The organism is Flavobacterium arsenatis (assembly GCF_031456785.1).
Taxonomy (GTDB): Bacteria; Bacteroidota; Bacteroidia; order Flavobacteriales; family Flavobacteriaceae; genus Flavobacterium; species Flavobacterium arsenatis.
In genome coordinates, this window is sequence record NZ_JAVDVI010000005.1 from 53,844 (window position 1) to 70,172 (window position 16,329).

The window sequence follows — 16,329 nt, forward strand, 5'->3', positions numbered from 1 at the left end:
TAGGCGTTTTTGGAAACCATTTTCCTGCCTTCCTTCCAAATCTTTTTATTTTTTAAAGAAAAAAATAAAAAGGATTTTCCCTCCAGTCAGGGCTAGAGCTGAAACCATTTTAACTAAATAATCGATTAAAAAATAACGACTATACAACTCCGATTCAAAACTCTGTCGGAGTTAAAAAACAAATAAATTAAATGAAACTACTTACTTACAAAACAACAACATCAGAACCAAGATTAGGATTTTTGCACAACAATCAAGTGGTGGATATGGAAGATTTTGGCGAAAGCGTAAATTTCCCTCTTCCGTCAGATATGCTTGAATTGATTGACATGGGACTTGAAGTAATTCCTGAAATCAATGAATTTTTAAGCGAAATTGATGCCGAATCCCTAGCTGAAGTTTCCTATTCAATGGACGAAATTACCGTCCTTGCTCCTATTCCAACGCCAAGAAAAAACATCATCGGAATTGGATTGAATTATACCGAACACGTTGCAGAAAGTGCACGAACATTGGATACGACAGGAAAATTGCCTCAAAAACCTATTATTTTTTCTAAACCGCCAACAACAGTTACAGCTACAAATACCAATATTTTATTAAACAAAAAACTGACACAACAGTTGGACTGGGAAGTTGAATTGGCAGTTGTTATTGGCAAAAAAGGAAAATACGTTGCCAAAGAAGATGCAATGGATTATGTTTTTGGCTATACCGTAATTAATGATATTTCGGCACGTGATTGCCGTCGCGAAGGACAATGGATTGTTTCCAAAGGTCAAGATACTTTCGCACCAATGGGACCATATTTGGTTACAGCAGACGAAATTGGAAACCCTCACAATTTGAATTTATCTTTGAAAGTGAATGGTGTTGAAAAACAAAATTCAAACACAAAATTCTTGCTTTTCAACATAAACGATTTGATCGAAGATTTAAGTACTGTTTTCACAATTGAACCTGGAGACATTATCGCAACAGGAACACCATCAGGTGTTGGAGCCGGAAGAAATCCTCAAGAATGGATGTGGGATGGTGATGTTGTAGAAGCTACGGTCGAAGGAATTGGGACAATTGTAAATACAGTTAAAGAGATTTAGTTTTCAGTCGCAGTCACAGTTTTTAGTTCAGAGCTTAGCGAACTTTGCGAATCCTTTGTGCCTTTGCGGTAAAATTTAAAATTTAAGACAAAGATGAAAAAATACAGAATAGGACAAATAGTTCCATCATCAAACGTAACAATGGAAACCGAAATCCCAGCGATTTTCAGGTCTAGGGAAACCATTTTACCAGAACGTTTTACCTTCCATTCAAGCCGAATGCGAATGAAGAAAGTAACAAAGGAAGAACTTGAAGCCATGGATGCAATGAGCTTAAAATGTGCCCAAGAACTTTCGGATGCTCATGTAGATGTTATGGGTTATGCGTGTTTGGTTGCCATTATGAGCATGGGCCGCGGTTATCATTGCGTTTCGGAAGTGAATTTACATCAGGAAACAGTAGCCAACGACTTTCCTACTCCAATCGTGACTTCTGCTGGAGCCTTGATTAACGGATTGAAAGTTTTAGGTGCCAAGAAAATATCCATCATTACACCTTATATGAGACCTTTGACGGATATGGTTGTTGATTATATCGAACATCAAGGTTTTGAAGTCAAGGAAAGTATCGCACTTGAAATTCCAGACAATTTGGAGGTCGCTGCACAAGATCCTATGAATCTTTTGGAAATTTACAAGCGATTGGATTTAACAGGAATTGACGTTTTAGTGGTTTCAGCCTGTGTTCAGATGCCTTCTTTGGAAGCAATTGATTTAATTGAAAAAGAAATCGGAATACCAGTTACATCTGCAGCGGTATGTACTACTTATGAAATGATGAAAAAACTTGGAATTGAAGCAAAATCAGCAATTGGTGGTGCCTTATTAAGTGGAAAATATTAAATAATTTGAATCCTATAACTTTTAGAAAAAACTCTGTAAGAAATGTTTTAGATAGTTTTATGAAATTTGTCATGAACCTCAAAACACATACTTATGGAAACTATTTACACCACTATTGATGCGAATCAAGACCTAGATACTGATTTGAATAACATTATCAGTATCAACGATAATTACGACGAAGATGAAATGGATTATGATTTGGATTACGACCCAAATGAATATTTCTATGAATTGGAACGTTTGAATTGTTAAAGTATAAAAATACCATTTTACATTTATTGCACGGAAAACCTATAAGAATCAAAAACTTATAGGTTTTTTTATTTCTAGTATTCAAATTTAATTGTGTAACATTTCTTTAAAATTGCATAACCGAAACAGATAATAAGGCTTTAATTTTATAATATTATTAATTTAAACCAATAAAGCTATGGGAACTCTAAACAACAACAGTTCGAAAGGAAGAGGAAAATTAGGGAAAGTAAACCCCGGTCAAATCAACCATGATGGACAGGAAAACTACAAACATTCCAATCAAAGAAATCCAGACAATATTAGAAATGCCACAAGAGAGAAACAATATAAGGAACATGACGAAACCTTGACCAATGACGAAAATTATGATGTGGATTCCAAATTCATCAAAGGAGAACCAGATTTTGATGATAAAAATCAAAATGTCGACAAAAACCAATAACCAAACTAACTAAAATAAAACACTATGAACGGATTTTTTAAAACAATACTTGCAGGATGGGGAGCCAAAAAACTAGGTGGCGGATGCATAGGAACTATCATCGTTTTTATCATCATCTACTATCTTCTAGGGTATTTGTAGATAATTTTTAAATTAAAAAGCTATGGAAAAAGATAAATTCAATCCAGATCACCATAACACAAAAGAGAAAGGCGATCTTCTAGGAAAATTAGCCGATAATCCAGAAGAAGTTGACTCCAAAGTCAATCTCGATTTCAACAATAAACCGGACGGAAAATCGCTTACAAATGATGAAGATGCCGATACTGATCCCAACAAGGTGGCCAATAAACCCAAATTTAAAGGCAACCATTAAAAATGAAACGCTATGGAAAATTCAAATCAATTCTTTTTCAGCGATGATAAAGAGAAAAGAAAAATAGACGACCCTGAATTAAATCAGGATTCGCCTTATGATCCAAATGAAGCATTCGACGACACGGATGATTTTCATAAATATGACGATACGGTTGAAGACACTTCTGAAAGCAACGAATAAAAAAAAGAGCAACAAATTTAAAATGTTGCTCTTTTTTTATGCCTATTTACATTTGTCGATGCAAAGCACATTTGCACCAATATAGGTTTCATGCTTTCGTTCCAGAGTCTGATCGTGAACAAGAATCATGATTTCTACAGAACCCGTTCCAACAGTTCCCTCCAGAATATGACCACCAAAAGCTTGAAAATTTTTATCGGTGACAACTCCATGTGCATGAATCGACGGTTTTTCTTTTTGCCAAGCGATTGTTCCGTTCATGCTTGCCAGTTCCATATCTTTAAATTCTTTTGGATCAAATTTTTTCTTCGAGAAATCAAAAAATCCGAACGTCATGTTCACAAAACCCATTCCTGTGAAATTAGCCGACGGAATTTTTTCTGCAATTGCGAAAGTTTCTAGTTGCTTTAAAATGTCATCACCTTGAAGCAAAACCATCAAGTAACCTTCCGGAACCTTGATGTATCTTTTTTTCGAGATGTCTTGAGCTGTGCTTCCTATTGTGAAAAATAAGAAAAAAATTACGGGGAGAATTTTAATCGTTTTCATACTTTTTTAATGGTAAGATACAATTTTTTATGCAATTTTATTGGTTTTATAGACCAAAACTGGTTCAGCCAAAAACTCTGGAGCTTTAGTAATAAATTGTAAAAAATGAGATTGTGTTTCGTGCAAAGCCAATCCTTCTTCACTTTCCCAAATTTCATGAAGAATAAATAAGTCATGCTTTTTGTTATCCTGATGCAAATCATATTGAATGCAAGCTGTTTCTTTTTTTGATTTGATAGCCAATTCTATTAAAACATTTTTTGTTTCTTCAAGGGTTTCAAGCTTGCTTTTTATAATTGCTGTTATGTTTATTTTCATAATTTAAATCTGTTTTTAGTTTAAAAATAATTTTGTCAAATGTGCTTTATACAATTCCAAATCTCTAGGAACATCAGCATTTTTTTCAACGTCGTGAAAATGCATCGATTCTAAATGCGTCATTCCTGTAAAAGCATTCATTCGATGAAAACCGAACATTACCCCATCATCCACACTTTTTTGAGAGAAAAATTCGCCAGGCAAAGTGAACGCTTCCTTTGGAGCATTCCAGGAAGTGGTTAGCATATATTTTCTTCCTTGTAAAGTTCCTCCTGTTCCGTAATTGATGGCTGGATTTTTAGACGAACGTCCGTCACTTATGTAAATTCCTTTGGCGTAACCTTCAGTAAAAACTACGTCAATGTATTTCTTGAAGCCGTGTGGCAACTGAAACCACCAAATTGGCGTGTGATAGATAATTACATCTGCCCAAACATATTTTTCTACTTCCTCGGCTGGATTATAATCGTGGTTTACATCTGTTGTTTTTACTTCAAAAGCTGAATTATTTTGAAAGAAATTTAAAGTTGCCTCTGCAATTGTTTCGTTGAATTTTCCTCCTGAATGGCCAAACTTTTGACCTCCGTTGATGATGAATATTTTAGTCATAATTCTTTCTTTTAATTTGATGAGACAAAATTACAACCGATATAGCTATTATTAAAATAACTTAATTCATACCTTTGCATCAGAATTATAATAGCAAAATCATGGTAAATCTAGAATGGTATCGAACTTTCAAGGCAATCTACAAAACAGGAACGCTTACAGGGGCTTCTCAAGTCTTGTTTATTTCGCAACCCGGAGTGAGTTTACACTTGAGTTCTTTGGAAAATTATGTCGGCTATAAATTATTTGACCGAACCGGAAGAAAAATGGTCCCAACCGAAAGAGGAAAAGTGCTGTATAATTTTACCATTGAAGCTTTATCAAAACTAGAAGAAGCCGAGAAAAATTTCCAGCGAAGTACCGAAAAACATACGCCAACCATAAGTATCGGAATGTGTTTTGAAACCTTTCAGATTACCTTGGAACAATATATCGCTTCCCTCCCATTCAATGTAATCATCCGTTTTGGAGAATATCCGGAAATGGTTGAGAATCTCGAAAAAGGAATTTTGGATATCATCATCACGCCTCAAATGGTTCCGAAAGCTTCGATTGAATATCAACCCTTCTCATCGGAAACCATTGTAATTGTTGGAGGAAATCAAACGGATGAGAAAGAATTTCAAACCATTGAAAAACTAAATGACGTTGAAACCATTGAATTCTGGCTCAAGCAACAAAAATGGTATGGAACGACTGGCGACATGGAACACCTGCGAAGATTCTGGCAGTTGAATTTCAATAAACATCCAGACTTTCGTCCAAATTATATCGTGCCGAATTTGAATTCTATCGTAAGATGTTTGAGCAGTGGTCAAGGTCTTGCCGTGATTCCTGACTTCTTATGCAAAAAAGAATTAGAATCTGGACAAATCAAATTGATATGGAAAGGAAAAGTCCCGCTCGAAAATACTTTGCATTTTGCCACAAGAAAAAAAACAATCTATGCAGATGAAATTGCTTTAATCAAAAAAATATTCATCGACGAAATGGCCTGATTATTTCTTTTTCTTTTGAATAGTTGGATTGAATGAAAAGCCCAAACTGAAATATCCTGTTCCATCTTGTTGGGATGAAAAAATATAATCGTTCGTATTTTTACCTCTTTCAGAAATCCTGGAATTGAAAACATTCGCTATTCCTGTTCTAAAACTTGCAATCAGGGAATTACTGAAACTATGCTCGTAAGTCAGCCCCGAATTAAGTTCTATAACCCTATAATCATACACTTTTGCAAATCCGGGCTGATTGATGTAGGTATAAAATCCGTTCGTATTTAATTCGGTTCCGAGTGACAATCTTCCGTCCTTAAACACATTTCGCTTGAACATAAAACGTTGTGGCAAGATGAAATCCAATTTCCACTGAGAATCTTTAAATTGATGTTCCCAAATAAAGGTTGGCGAAGCGGGAACTGGCGAAGTTGGGTCAACCAAAACAATCAAACCAACACCAATCGTTGTCCTTTCGGTTTTCTTTAAAATTATTGTGGCTCCGAAAAACCCCTTGATTCTTTCGGCATCTTTTTCGGTTCCGTCAACAATTATGCTTGCATTATACAAAAAAGGTTTCTTGAATAATCTAGAAAAATAGGTAAAACTCAATGCTCCTGAAAGATAATGGTAATCCAGTTTTTCATCATAAGTTGGAATTGAATTATCCAGACGATTTTCAACATTATTTAAATCAAAAGCTTCGTATCTGTAGCGTAATGAAGTAGTGATATTCCATTTCGGTTTCATTATTATGGGAAGATTCGCACTTGCACTAAAACGATAATGGTTCTGGATTTCGCCTTTTTCAAATGGTGCATCAAACAATTCTGAATCAAAATCAGTGGGTAGATAGTGTTGGTATTGCAAGTCGAAAAGTCGTGTTGACGGGAAACGATTCGTCACAGCTTTGGTAGCATTTTCCTTGATTGTTTGATTCTCTTGACCGTTTGCAAAATGGCATAGAAAGCCTGTTAAAAGCAGAAACTTTAATTTCATTGGTTGATGATAAAAGGGTTAATTTATATTTTGTCGGGAATGTTTTTCCCTAGATATTGTTCCAAAAACTTTTTCCGAAACACTTCTCCGATGGGTATTTCTGTGGTTTTGATATAAATGGTATGATTGTCAAACGATTCGATATAACTGCTGTTTACCAGATAGGATTTACTCACTCTTATAAAAATATTTTCCGGCAAGTGCTGTGAAATCGTCTTTAGATTCATTGCCGTAATTATCTTGGAATCATTTACATAAAGCACGACATAATCTTTCAAACCTTCTACATAAACAATATCCTTGAACAAAATCTTATGGAATTTCCTGTCCGATTTGACCAACATATAATCGGTTTCAAGACTTTCAAGCGTGCTTTTTTCTTCCTTATTCGATAAAAGTTCGTGATAGGAAAAAGCTTTTTTAATCGATTTTTCAAGTCTTCCTTTGATAATCGGCTTGACCAAATAATCAATTGCATCCACTTCATAGCTTTTCAAGGCATATTGGGAATAAGCTGTTGTGAAGATAAGCAGCGTTTTCTCTGAAATGGATTCCGCAAATTCCAATCCGTTGATTCCAGGCATTTGAATGTCCAAGAAAATCAAATCGACATGATTGTCAACCATAAATTCCTTGGCTTTTTTGGCTCCGTTAAAACATCCGATGACATTCAATTCAGGGATGTCTTGTAGCAACAAAAGCATTCCTTCTCTTGCCAATGGTTCGTCGTCGACAATTATGCAATTCATATTGGTAAAGTTAAGGTCACTTTATACTTATTTACTGATTCTTTTATTTCTAATGTGAAATCATTTACATACAAAAGTTCCAGTCTCCTCTTGATATTGGCTAGGCCTAAACCGCTATTTTTTGAATTTTCAATAGTTTCAGACGGCTTCGTATTCTCACAGATAAATTTTAATTGATTCTCAAAAATTATAAATTTTGTCCACATTTCAGAAGGATTATCCAAATCAATACTGTGTTTTATGGCATTTTCTACAAATGAAATAAACAGATTTGGCGGTAAAACCAAATTTGAAATCACCGACTTGTCTTCGTTTTCATTTTCTATGACCAGCGAAAAATTGAATTCGTCTCTCCTTGTCTTTTCAAGTTCCATAAAGTCATTTAAAAACTGTATTTCAGATAAAAGCAAAATCGAATGCTGGTTGTTGTCATAAAGTTGATAACGCAAAAAATCAGACAATTTCATTATGATATTCGATGCTTTTTCTGGATCTTTCCGAACCAAAACATTAACATTATTCAACATATTAAAAAGAAAATGAGGATTGATTTGGTTCTTCAATTCTCGCAATTCTATCTGAAGAGAATTTTTTTCTAATTCATTAATTTTATTGTTATCCCGAGCCCATCTTTGAAAAAGTTTAATTGATGTGGAAGCAAAAACCATCATCGTAACTACGTGCATTGTAATAAAAAAATCGAAAGTGTTTTTAGATTCTCCTTTAAAAAATCGATAGCCTTTCATATGGCTTTCAGTGATATTTGTTGCAATGAGATAACCGCTAATGATGATTGTGATGAGGCAAAAGAGATATAAAAAATATTTTTCCTTATATAAAAACACAGGAATAAAAACATACATATTTAAGTAAAACATCAATAAAAAGTAGATCTGCCACGTAAGCTGTCTTATAATGTCTTCTTGTGTGCCCATGAAAATTGGTTCTTCTGAGTTTATCAAGAATACGCACATGTAAGCCAAAACCATCAAATGTCTGTATATGCGGTATTTTGGAGAAATAAAGAACTCCATAAACCAATTATTCTGACATTTCTTTTCGATCATTTTTTTAAATTATTTTCTCTGCGAAGTAAGGCTAAAAAATTTCAGAAAGAAATTATTTTATACAAAACCCCATTTTAATTATACAAAATAAAATTTGCGATTTATTTATTGAATACTTTAAATAACGGCTTTTGTATAAAATAAGTCTGTGTTGGTATAAAAAAACAAAGTTGCCTTTTTCTTACTTCTACTTTTGATAAAATTTAAGTTATGAAACATCTAGAGCAAATAGAAGATTGGATAGAAAATATTGAAGGGTCGGATTTGAAACCTAGAATCAAAAACCAAACTGTAAATAACTTGATTGATATCTGGAAATTCATCACGTATTATGACGAAACGATTTCCTTGAAATCAGAAAATGTGATTACGTTTGAAAATAAAAATGGAATCCAAGAAGATATTAGCCTGACAGTAAAAGACTTGGTTTTAAAACCTTCAAACGTGATTCGGAATGTACTTTTAGAAACGGAACTTGAACTCGGAAAATACGGCAGCAATTATAATGGAAAGTACAACATCCAATTTCAACGGTTTGAACAGAATTTCTGTTCTCAAAAAATTGTTTCATTAAAGGAAGAAATTCTCTCTATCGTAAAAGGCGAAATGATTTCTTTTGAACACATCGAATATATCCACAAAAATACATCTGACAAGATTGAGATTTTAAATACGAATTTAAAAGTTGTAGAATGCAAAAAAAATTCCATTCAAAAAGCATTGGATAAGGCATCAATTTCTGATACTTCAAAAAAGCAATGGCTGTTGTTGGTTTTGGATCATCTTAAAAACAATTGCAATACGTTCTTAATTCAGGATCAAATTAAAGACACCGCTTTTACATCTAAATTTGATAAAGTATTTCTTTTTGATTTTTACAAAGGTCAGTTTATTGAATTGAAATTAGAAAATTAACGATCCTTCTAAAAAACAAAAAACTCCAGAAATTCTGGAGTTTTTTTTATGATGTAAATAGTCTAAACTATTTTATAAATTCAATTTTTTGAGCTTCTTCAGCATTTACACTATCAAAGAAACCTTGATCGTGCATCCATTCATCACTGAATACTTTGCTCATATAACGTGAACCATGATCTGGGAAAATGGCAATTACATTACTTTCTGCTGTAAACTCTCCTTCTTCTGCATATTGTTTGATGGCTTGTAAAACTGCACCTGAAGTATAACCTACGAATAAACCTTCTTTCTTGGCGATTTCTCTAGTGGCGTGAGCACTTTCTTCATCGGTAACTTTTGTAAATTTATCGATGATGTCAAAATCTGTTGCCGATGGTATTAGGTTTTTTCCTAGACCTTCTATTCTGTAAGGATAAATTTCGTCGTTGTCGAATTCTTTTGTTTCGTGGTATTTTTTCAATACCGAACCAAAGGCATCAACCCCTAAAATTCTAATATTTGGATTTTGTTCTTTTAGAAATTTTGCAGTTCCGGAGATGGTTCCTCCTGTTCCGCTACAAGCGATTAAGTGAGTAATTTTTCCGCCTGTCTGTTCCCAAATTTCGGGACCAGTTGTGTTGTAGTGGGCATCAATATTCAATTGGTTGAAATATTGATTGATGTAAACCGAACCTTTAGTTTCTTCGTGAAGACGTTTTGCAACATTGTAGTAAGAACGTTCATCATCTGCCGAAACGTGGGCTGGACAAACATAAACTTTTGCTCCAAGACTACGCAACATATCAATTTTATCTTTCGAGGATTTTGAACTTACCGCCAAGATACAATTGTATCCTTTAATGATGCTCACCATTGCCAAACTAAATCCTGTATTACCAGAAGTAGTCTCTATTATGGTATCGCCTGGCGTCAAAATTCCTCTTTTTTCGGCTTCTTCAATAATATATAATGCAATCCTGTCTTTGGTGGAATGTCCCGGGTTGAATGCTTCTACTTTGGCGTAGAAATTACCTTCTAATCCTTCGGTAACTTTGTTGATTTTAATAAGCGGTGTGTTGCCTATTAATTCCAAGACATTATTGTAAGCTTTTATTTCTTTCATAAAACAATAGTTAATCAAGGCTATTCAATACGTTTTTGATTGACCTCAAATCCTTGCAAATTTAACAAAAAAATTCTAATTACTTTTCAATTCCTTCTAAATCTAATAAAAAAGTAAATTCCTTGGCCAATTCTTTCAGTGCTTCAAACCTTCCAGAAGCTCCTCCGTGACCGGCATCCATATTGGTATCTAAAAATAAAACATTTTTATCGGTTTTGGTTGCTCTCAATTTTGCTACCCATTTAGCTGGTTCCCAGTATTGTACCTGTGAATCATGCAAACCTGTTGAAACATACATGTTTGGATAGGCCTGAGCTTTCACATTATCATATGGCGAATACGACTTCATATAATCATAATATTGTTTTTCATTTGGATTACCCCATTCGTCATATTCCCCTGTTGTTAAAGGTATGGAATCGTCCAACATTGTCGTTACAACATCCACAAAAGGCACTTGGGCAATGACGCCGTTGTATAATTCCGGTGCCATATTGACAATTGATCCCATCAACAATCCTCCTGCAGAACCACCTTCGGCATACAAATGTTCTGGTGAAGTATATTTTTGAGCAATTACAAATTTAGAACAGTCGATGAAATCCGTAAATGTATTTATTTTCTTCAAAAGTTTTCCGTTTTCATACCATTGACGACCTAAATCTTCTCCACCACGAATATGAGCTATTGCATAGACAAAACCTCTATCCAGCAAACTCAATCTTGTTGATGAAAAATAGGCATCCATACTGGCTCCATACGAACCGTAAGCATATAAAAGCAACGGATTTTTTCCATCTCTTTTTATACCTTTCTTATAAATAATAGAAATCGGAATTTGTGTTCCATCAGTTGCTGTAGCCCAAATTCGTTCTTCCAAATAATTCTCTTTTTTGAATTTTCCGCCAAGAACTTGCTGTTCTTTCATCACCTTCTTCTCCTTTGTTTTCATGTTGAAATCAACGGTAGAGGAAGGCGTATTCAAAGATTGGTAGCCATAACGCAAAATATCAGTATCAAAATCTACATTTGTTGCAGTATAGGCGGTATAGGTTTCACTTTCAAAAGGCAAATAATATTCCTCTTCTCCACTCCAAGGCATGATGCGGATTTTATTCAAGCCATTGCTACGTTCTGAAACTACCAGATAATCCTTGAAAATGTCAATATCCTCGAGCAAAACATCTTTTCTGTGTGTAATTACATCTTTCCAATTCTCCTTTGTAGTTGCATTTTCAGGCGTCTTCATTAGTTTGAAATTTGTAGCATCATCTTTATTGGTCACCACATAAAAGCTGTCGCCAAAATGCGAAATGGTATATTCCAAACCTCTAACCCTAGGCTGAAAAATTTTGAATTCACCATCTGGGGTGTCGGCTAAAAGCGTTCTGAACTCACTTGTCAAAGTACTTCCCGATTCGATTACAATATATTTTTTTGATTTTTCCTTGCTGATGGAAACATTGAAGGTATCGTCTTTTTCATTATAAATAAGGACATCGCTTTTTGCATCTGTTCCTAATTTATGCCTGTAAACCTTATCGGAACGAAGAGTTACTTTATCCTGTGTAGTGTAAAAAATGGTCTTGTTGTCGTTTGCCCAAACTCCTCTTCCATCAACATTGGTAATTTTATCCTTCAGGATTTCTCCTGTTTCTAAATTTTTAATTTGCAACGTATAGATTCTTCTACCCACAAAATCAGTAGAATAGACTGCAAATTTATTATCAGGACTGATGCTCATTCCGCCAAGTTGAAAAAAAGATTTCCCTTTTGCCAATTCATTGCAATCGAATAAAATTTCTTCATCTGCCGAAAGGCTACCCTTTTTTCGAGCATAAATGGGATAATCTTTACCTGTTTCAAAACGAGTTATGTAGTAATAACCGTTATATAAATAAGGAACCGACTGATCATCTTCCTTGATCCTACCTTTCATTTCTTCGTATAAATCTTTCTGAAATTTCTTGGTATGAGCGGTCATTTTATTGTAGTACTCATTCTCTTTGTTCAGATAATCAATGACTTCTGGGTTTTCCCTGTCGTTTAGCCAGTAGTAATTATCAACACGAACATCGCCATGTTTTTCTAATGTTTTAGGGACAATTTTTGCAATTGGAGGAGCTATATTTTCAGGCATTTTTGATTCTTTTTTTTTAGAACAAGAGGTTGCAAAAATAAGACAAAGACTTCCTAAAACGAACACGTTTTTCATAAATTTAAGTATAGTTTATAACAATGCAATTTAATAAATTTGTATCATAAATAATTTTAAAATTATAAACAATGTTTGGAGACCTAATGGGAATGATGGGCAAATTGCAAGAAGCCCAAAAAAAAGTAGAAGAAACAAAATTGAGATTGGATACCGTTCTTGTTGACGAACAAAGCAATGACGGATTGTTCAAAGTAACCTTGACAGCCAATCGCAAAATAAAATCAATCCATATTGATGATGCTCTATTGGAAGACAAGGAACAACTGGAAGACTATTTTGTTCTAGTTATGAACAAAGCGATAGAAAAAGCAACTCAAATTAATGAAGCCGAATTAGCCGCTGCTGCACAAGATGGAATGCCAAATATTCCTGGAATGGATATGTTTAAATAAAAAAAGGGCAGTTGATTCTGCCCTTTTCCATTATTTTATAATTAACTTTTTCGTTAGTCCGTTACTCGTTTTCAAAAAATAAAGACCGCTTTCAAGGCCTTCCATATCAATTTCTTGTGAAAGATTATCGGAATCCAACTGCTTTACAATCTTTCCTAAAGCATCCGAAATTATAATTTGACCAATCGCTTCATCCTGACTGATGGTAAATTTTCCGCTACTAGGATTTGGAAATAACTTCAGATTATCTTTTTTAGAAAAAACTTCCGTTCCCAATTCCGTTCCAAAAAGCTGAACTTCTGCAATTTGAATCATTGCTTCGATGGTATTGCATTGTTCAGAAAAAATAAATCTGTATGAACTGTATCCTTCCGTATTATCGAAAGTGTAGCTTGTGGTATAAAAACGTTCATCGTTGCAACTGATTACACCAACCGTAATAGAAGTAAAATAAGTTCCGTTGTTAGATCCGAAGATTTCAAAAACTGTTGGGTCTCTTTCGGCTGAATCATTTGCGGTAGTAAAATCCATTCCAGTTGCCACGGTTTGATATCCATTTAAATTAACAGTAAATCCAAGACCATCAAGATAGTTGAAATCCAGAAATTTTGTTTCAACATCGCCATCAATAATGTTGTAGTATTCTTCGTTACTTGGGGAAGAAACAGATCCGTAAGGAGAAATGGTAGAATTTGAGTTGAAAAGTGGAACTTGGGCATTAACGCCAAATCCCAACATCATTAATACGATAGGTAGTTTTTTAATCATAATATTGTTTTTAGGGTTTCCTACAATATTACTTATAATATTTTATTAAATTTAATAAATTGATGTTTTTTATTTGTTCAATTTGAGTTTTAAATGTTTATTTATCAACAAATAAATTTTTAACTATGTCAATTTCTGCAATGCTTCAATAACATAGGTATGCATCACTTCCTTATAATCCAGATGTGTTACGATTCTTAATTTTCCGTGTCCCATCGAGCTGATGTAGATACTTTTTTGTTTTAATTTCTCGATCAAAAGTTGTTCGCTCACTCCTGCTTTCAAAGAAAAAATCAAGATATTGGTCTCAACAGGTTCTACTTTTTCAACCCAGGGTAATTTTTGCAAAACTACACCCAACTCCTTTGCACGTCTATGATCGTCAACTAGTCGATTGATGTTATTTTGCAAAGCATAAATTCCGGCTGCCGCCAAATATCCAGCTTGTCGCATTCCGCCACCAAATATTTTTCTAACTCTGAATGCTCTATCAATTGTTGCCTTATCCGAAATCAGAACTGAACCAATTGGAGCCCCCAAACCTTTTGACAAGCAAACTGAAATGGTATCGAAAACTTTTCCATATTCGTTAGGATTTTCTTTTTTATGCACTAAAGCATTCCAAATCCTAGCTCCATCTAAATGAAATTTCAACCCATTATCGTCACAAACTTTACGGATACGCTTGAATTCTTCAAAATCATAACAGGCTCCTCCACCTTTGTTTGTGGTGTTTTCTACACAAACCAAACTCGTCAACGGACTGTGGTAAAATTCTGGATTGTTGATCGCTCCAGCCACTTGTTCGGCTGTAATCATTCCGCGATCGCCATTGAGCAAACAACAAGAAACACCGCTGTTGAATGAAACTCCGCCTCCTTCATAATTAAAAATGTGTGACCATTTATCGGCAATCAGTTGTTCACCAGGCTGTGTATGCAATTTTATAGCCGTTTGATTGGCCATAGTTCCCGACGGAAAAAACATTGCCGATTCCATTCCGAAAATCGAAGCCACCATACTTTCGAGTGCATTTACCGTTGGGTCTTGTTTGTAAACATCGTCACCCACTTGAGCCTGAAACATATAGCGAAGCATTTCCTGTGTTGGTTTGGTAACGGTGTCACTAACTAAATTTATTTCCATAATATCAAAAGGATATCTTATTTTTGTGAATCTAAAACGGATACTTCTTTTTTGCAGGATCGCCTAGCCCGATAGTAGTGGAAATCCTTTTTGTCTCGTTTTTTTAACGAGACAAAAAGATTGCAACGGATAGCGGGATTAGCTCCTTAAAAAAAGTATCGCAAAATTACATTAATTTATGACAACTACCGAACAAATTAAAGGTATTGTGGAGCGCCTTGGTGCGTTGAGGAGGTATCTTTGACGTCGATAAAAAGCTCATAGAAATTACGAACGAGGAAGAAAAAACCCTCGCTCCCGATTTTTGGAACAATCCAAAAGAGGCCGAAGCTTTCGTTAAAGTGCTACGTTCCAAAAAGAAATGGGTCGAAGATTACAATAAAGCAGTCTCGATGACAGACGAGTTGCAAATTGCCTACGAATTCTATCGTGAAGGCGAATTGACAGCCGAAGAATTGGATGAACAATATAATGCAACCAATTTGCACATAGAAAACATCGAATTCAAGAATATGCTTTCGGATGAAGGCGATTCTTTGAGTGCGGTTTTGCAAATCACGGCTGGAGCTGGCGGAACGGAAAGTTGCGATTGGGCTTCGATGCTGATGCGAATGTACATGATGTGGGGCGAAAAAAATGGTTACAAAATCAAGGAATTGAACTTTCAGGAAGGCGATGTTGCCGGAATCAAAACCGTAACGCTGGAATTTGAAGGCGATTATTCTTTCGGATATTTGAAAGGCGATAATGGGGTGCATCGTTTGGTGCGAATTTCGCCTTTTGACAGTAACGGAAAACGCCATACTTCGTTTGCATCCGTTTACATCTATCCTTTGGTGGATGACACGATTGAAATCGACATCAATCCAGCTGATATTGAAATCATTACATCGCGTTCGAGTGGTGCTGGTGGGCAAAATGTAAACAAGGTGGAAACCAAGGTGCAATTGTTTCATAAGCCAACTGGAATCCAGGTGCAATGTTCTGAAACGCGTTCTCAGCAAGACAACCGTCAACGAGCGATGCAGATGTTACGTTCGCAATTGTATGAGATCGAGCTCAAAAAGCAAATGGCCCAACGTGCTGATATCGAAGCTGGAAAAATGAAAATCGAATGGGGATCACAAATCCGAAATTATGTGATGCATCCTTATAAATTGGTCAAAGACGTTCGAACAGGACACGAAACAAGTAATGTTGAAGGTGTTATGGACGGCGATATTGACGAGTTTTTGAAATCCTATCTGATGATGATGGGACAACAAGAGGAAGAATAAATTTTAAAACCTACATTTCTTTG

Annotated in this window: 20 protein-coding genes; 10 read left to right on the forward strand and 10 right to left on the reverse strand. The window is 35.0% G+C overall.

Features of this window, described 5'->3' with window-relative positions; translation table 11 throughout:
- Window positions 1-191 precede the first annotated feature (191 nt).
- From J2X31_RS06880 to J2X31_RS06905, 6 genes are all read left to right on the forward strand, one after another.
- On the forward strand, window positions 192-1,100 hold the full coding sequence (locus J2X31_RS06880; RefSeq protein WP_310025515.1) for a fumarylacetoacetate hydrolase family protein: 909 nt from the start codon (window positions 192-194) through the stop codon (window positions 1,098-1,100).
- Between the two features lie 93 nt (window positions 1,101-1,193).
- Window positions 1,194-1,943, forward strand: coding sequence for a maleate cis-trans isomerase family protein (locus J2X31_RS06885; protein ID WP_310025517.1), 750 nt, complete (start codon window positions 1,194-1,196; stop codon window positions 1,941-1,943).
- Window positions 1,944-2,036: 93 nt separating this feature from the next.
- Window positions 2,037-2,198 (forward strand): hypothetical protein, encoded by a 162-nt coding sequence (locus tag J2X31_RS06890; RefSeq protein ID WP_310025518.1) that lies wholly within the window; start codon window positions 2,037-2,039, stop codon window positions 2,196-2,198.
- Between the two features lie 178 nt (window positions 2,199-2,376).
- Window positions 2,377-2,643: a hypothetical protein gene (locus J2X31_RS06895; RefSeq protein ID WP_310025519.1), complete on the forward strand. Its 267-nt coding sequence runs from the start codon at window positions 2,377-2,379 to the stop codon at window positions 2,641-2,643.
- Window positions 2,644-2,806: 163 nt separating this feature from the next.
- The gene (locus J2X31_RS06900; protein ID WP_310025521.1) at window positions 2,807-3,019 is read left to right on the forward strand and encodes a hypothetical protein; all 213 of its coding nucleotides are present in this window, start codon (window positions 2,807-2,809) and stop codon (window positions 3,017-3,019) included.
- A 12-nt stretch (window positions 3,020-3,031) separates the two neighbouring features.
- The gene (locus J2X31_RS06905; protein ID WP_310025522.1) at window positions 3,032-3,202 is read left to right on the forward strand and encodes a hypothetical protein; all 171 of its coding nucleotides are present in this window, start codon (window positions 3,032-3,034) and stop codon (window positions 3,200-3,202) included.
- 42 nt (window positions 3,203-3,244) lie between these two features.
- Here the strand turns inward: J2X31_RS06905 and J2X31_RS06910 are convergent, their stop codons facing one another.
- From J2X31_RS06910 to J2X31_RS06920, 3 genes are read right to left on the reverse strand one after another with little or no spacing between them, the layout of a single operon-like run.
- The gene (locus J2X31_RS06910; protein ID WP_310025524.1) at window positions 3,245-3,751 is read right to left on the reverse strand and encodes a PPC domain-containing DNA-binding protein; all 507 of its coding nucleotides are present in this window, start codon (window positions 3,749-3,751) and stop codon (window positions 3,245-3,247) included.
- Window positions 3,752-3,778: 27 nt separating this feature from the next.
- On the reverse strand, window positions 3,779-4,069 hold the full coding sequence (locus tag J2X31_RS06915) for a putative quinol monooxygenase (RefSeq protein ID WP_310025525.1): 291 nt from the start codon (window positions 4,067-4,069) through the stop codon (window positions 3,779-3,781).
- Between the two features lie 15 nt (window positions 4,070-4,084).
- Entirely contained in the window at window positions 4,085-4,678 is a 594-nt protein-coding gene (locus J2X31_RS06920; RefSeq protein WP_310025526.1) for an NAD(P)H-dependent oxidoreductase, read from the reverse strand.
- Window positions 4,679-4,779: 101 nt separating this feature from the next.
- On the opposite strand from J2X31_RS06920, the gene J2X31_RS06925 reads away from it, so the two are divergent.
- A complete protein-coding gene (locus tag J2X31_RS06925) occupies window positions 4,780-5,676 on the forward strand; it encodes a LysR family transcriptional regulator (protein WP_310025527.1) in 897 nt (298 codons plus the stop codon).
- Here J2X31_RS06925 and J2X31_RS06930 read toward each other — a convergent pair whose 3' ends face one another.
- From J2X31_RS06930 to J2X31_RS06940, 3 genes are read right to left on the reverse strand one after another with little or no spacing between them, the layout of a single operon-like run.
- Complete coding sequence (locus tag J2X31_RS06930; protein ID WP_310025528.1) at window positions 5,677-6,669, reverse strand: hypothetical protein; 993 nt, start codon at window positions 6,667-6,669, stop codon at window positions 5,677-5,679.
- A gap of 23 nt (window positions 6,670-6,692) precedes the next feature.
- Window positions 6,693-7,418, reverse strand: a complete 726-nt coding sequence (locus tag J2X31_RS06935; RefSeq protein ID WP_310025529.1) for a LytR/AlgR family response regulator transcription factor — start codon at window positions 7,416-7,418, stop codon at window positions 6,693-6,695.
- Window positions 7,415-8,485: a sensor histidine kinase gene (locus J2X31_RS06940; RefSeq protein WP_310025531.1), complete on the reverse strand. Its 1,071-nt coding sequence runs from the start codon at window positions 8,483-8,485 to the stop codon at window positions 7,415-7,417. Before J2X31_RS06940 ends, J2X31_RS06935 begins: the two co-directional genes overlap by 4 nt.
- Window positions 8,486-8,695: 210 nt before the next feature.
- Here J2X31_RS06940 and J2X31_RS06945 point away from each other — a divergent pair, with 210 nt between their 5' ends.
- On the forward strand, window positions 8,696-9,400 hold the full coding sequence (locus J2X31_RS06945; RefSeq protein ID WP_310025533.1) for a hypothetical protein: 705 nt from the start codon (window positions 8,696-8,698) through the stop codon (window positions 9,398-9,400).
- A gap of 67 nt (window positions 9,401-9,467) precedes the next feature.
- Here the strand turns inward: J2X31_RS06945 and capA are convergent, their stop codons facing one another.
- Entirely contained in the window at window positions 9,468-10,505 is a 1,038-nt protein-coding gene (capA, locus tag J2X31_RS06950) for a cysteate synthase (protein WP_310025534.1), read from the reverse strand.
- A 79-nt stretch (window positions 10,506-10,584) separates the two neighbouring features.
- Window positions 10,585-12,645: a S9 family peptidase gene (locus J2X31_RS06955; RefSeq protein ID WP_374725215.1), complete on the reverse strand. Its 2,061-nt coding sequence runs from the start codon at window positions 12,643-12,645 to the stop codon at window positions 10,585-10,587.
- A gap of 146 nt (window positions 12,646-12,791) precedes the next feature.
- Between J2X31_RS06955 and J2X31_RS06960 the strand changes: the two genes are divergently transcribed.
- The gene (locus J2X31_RS06960) at window positions 12,792-13,115 is read left to right on the forward strand and encodes a YbaB/EbfC family nucleoid-associated protein (protein WP_310025537.1); all 324 of its coding nucleotides are present in this window, start codon (window positions 12,792-12,794) and stop codon (window positions 13,113-13,115) included.
- A gap of 30 nt (window positions 13,116-13,145) precedes the next feature.
- On the opposite strand, the gene J2X31_RS06965 is transcribed toward J2X31_RS06960, so the two are convergent.
- The gene (locus J2X31_RS06965; RefSeq protein WP_310025539.1) at window positions 13,146-13,883 is read right to left on the reverse strand and encodes a T9SS type A sorting domain-containing protein; all 738 of its coding nucleotides are present in this window, start codon (window positions 13,881-13,883) and stop codon (window positions 13,146-13,148) included.
- Between the two features lie 123 nt (window positions 13,884-14,006).
- Window positions 14,007-15,029 (reverse strand): threonine aldolase family protein, encoded by a 1,023-nt coding sequence (locus tag J2X31_RS06970; RefSeq protein WP_310025541.1) that lies wholly within the window; start codon window positions 15,027-15,029, stop codon window positions 14,007-14,009.
- A gap of 178 nt (window positions 15,030-15,207) precedes the next feature.
- Here J2X31_RS06970 and prfB point away from each other — a divergent pair.
- A protein-coding gene (gene prfB / locus J2X31_RS06975) for a peptide chain release factor 2 (protein WP_310025543.1) occupies window positions 15,208-16,306 on the forward strand; the annotation gives its coding sequence in 2 pieces (ribosomal slippage) (window positions 15,208-15,270 and window positions 15,272-16,306; 1,098 coding nt in all).
- The last annotated feature ends 23 nt before the right edge of the window (window positions 16,307-16,329 follow it).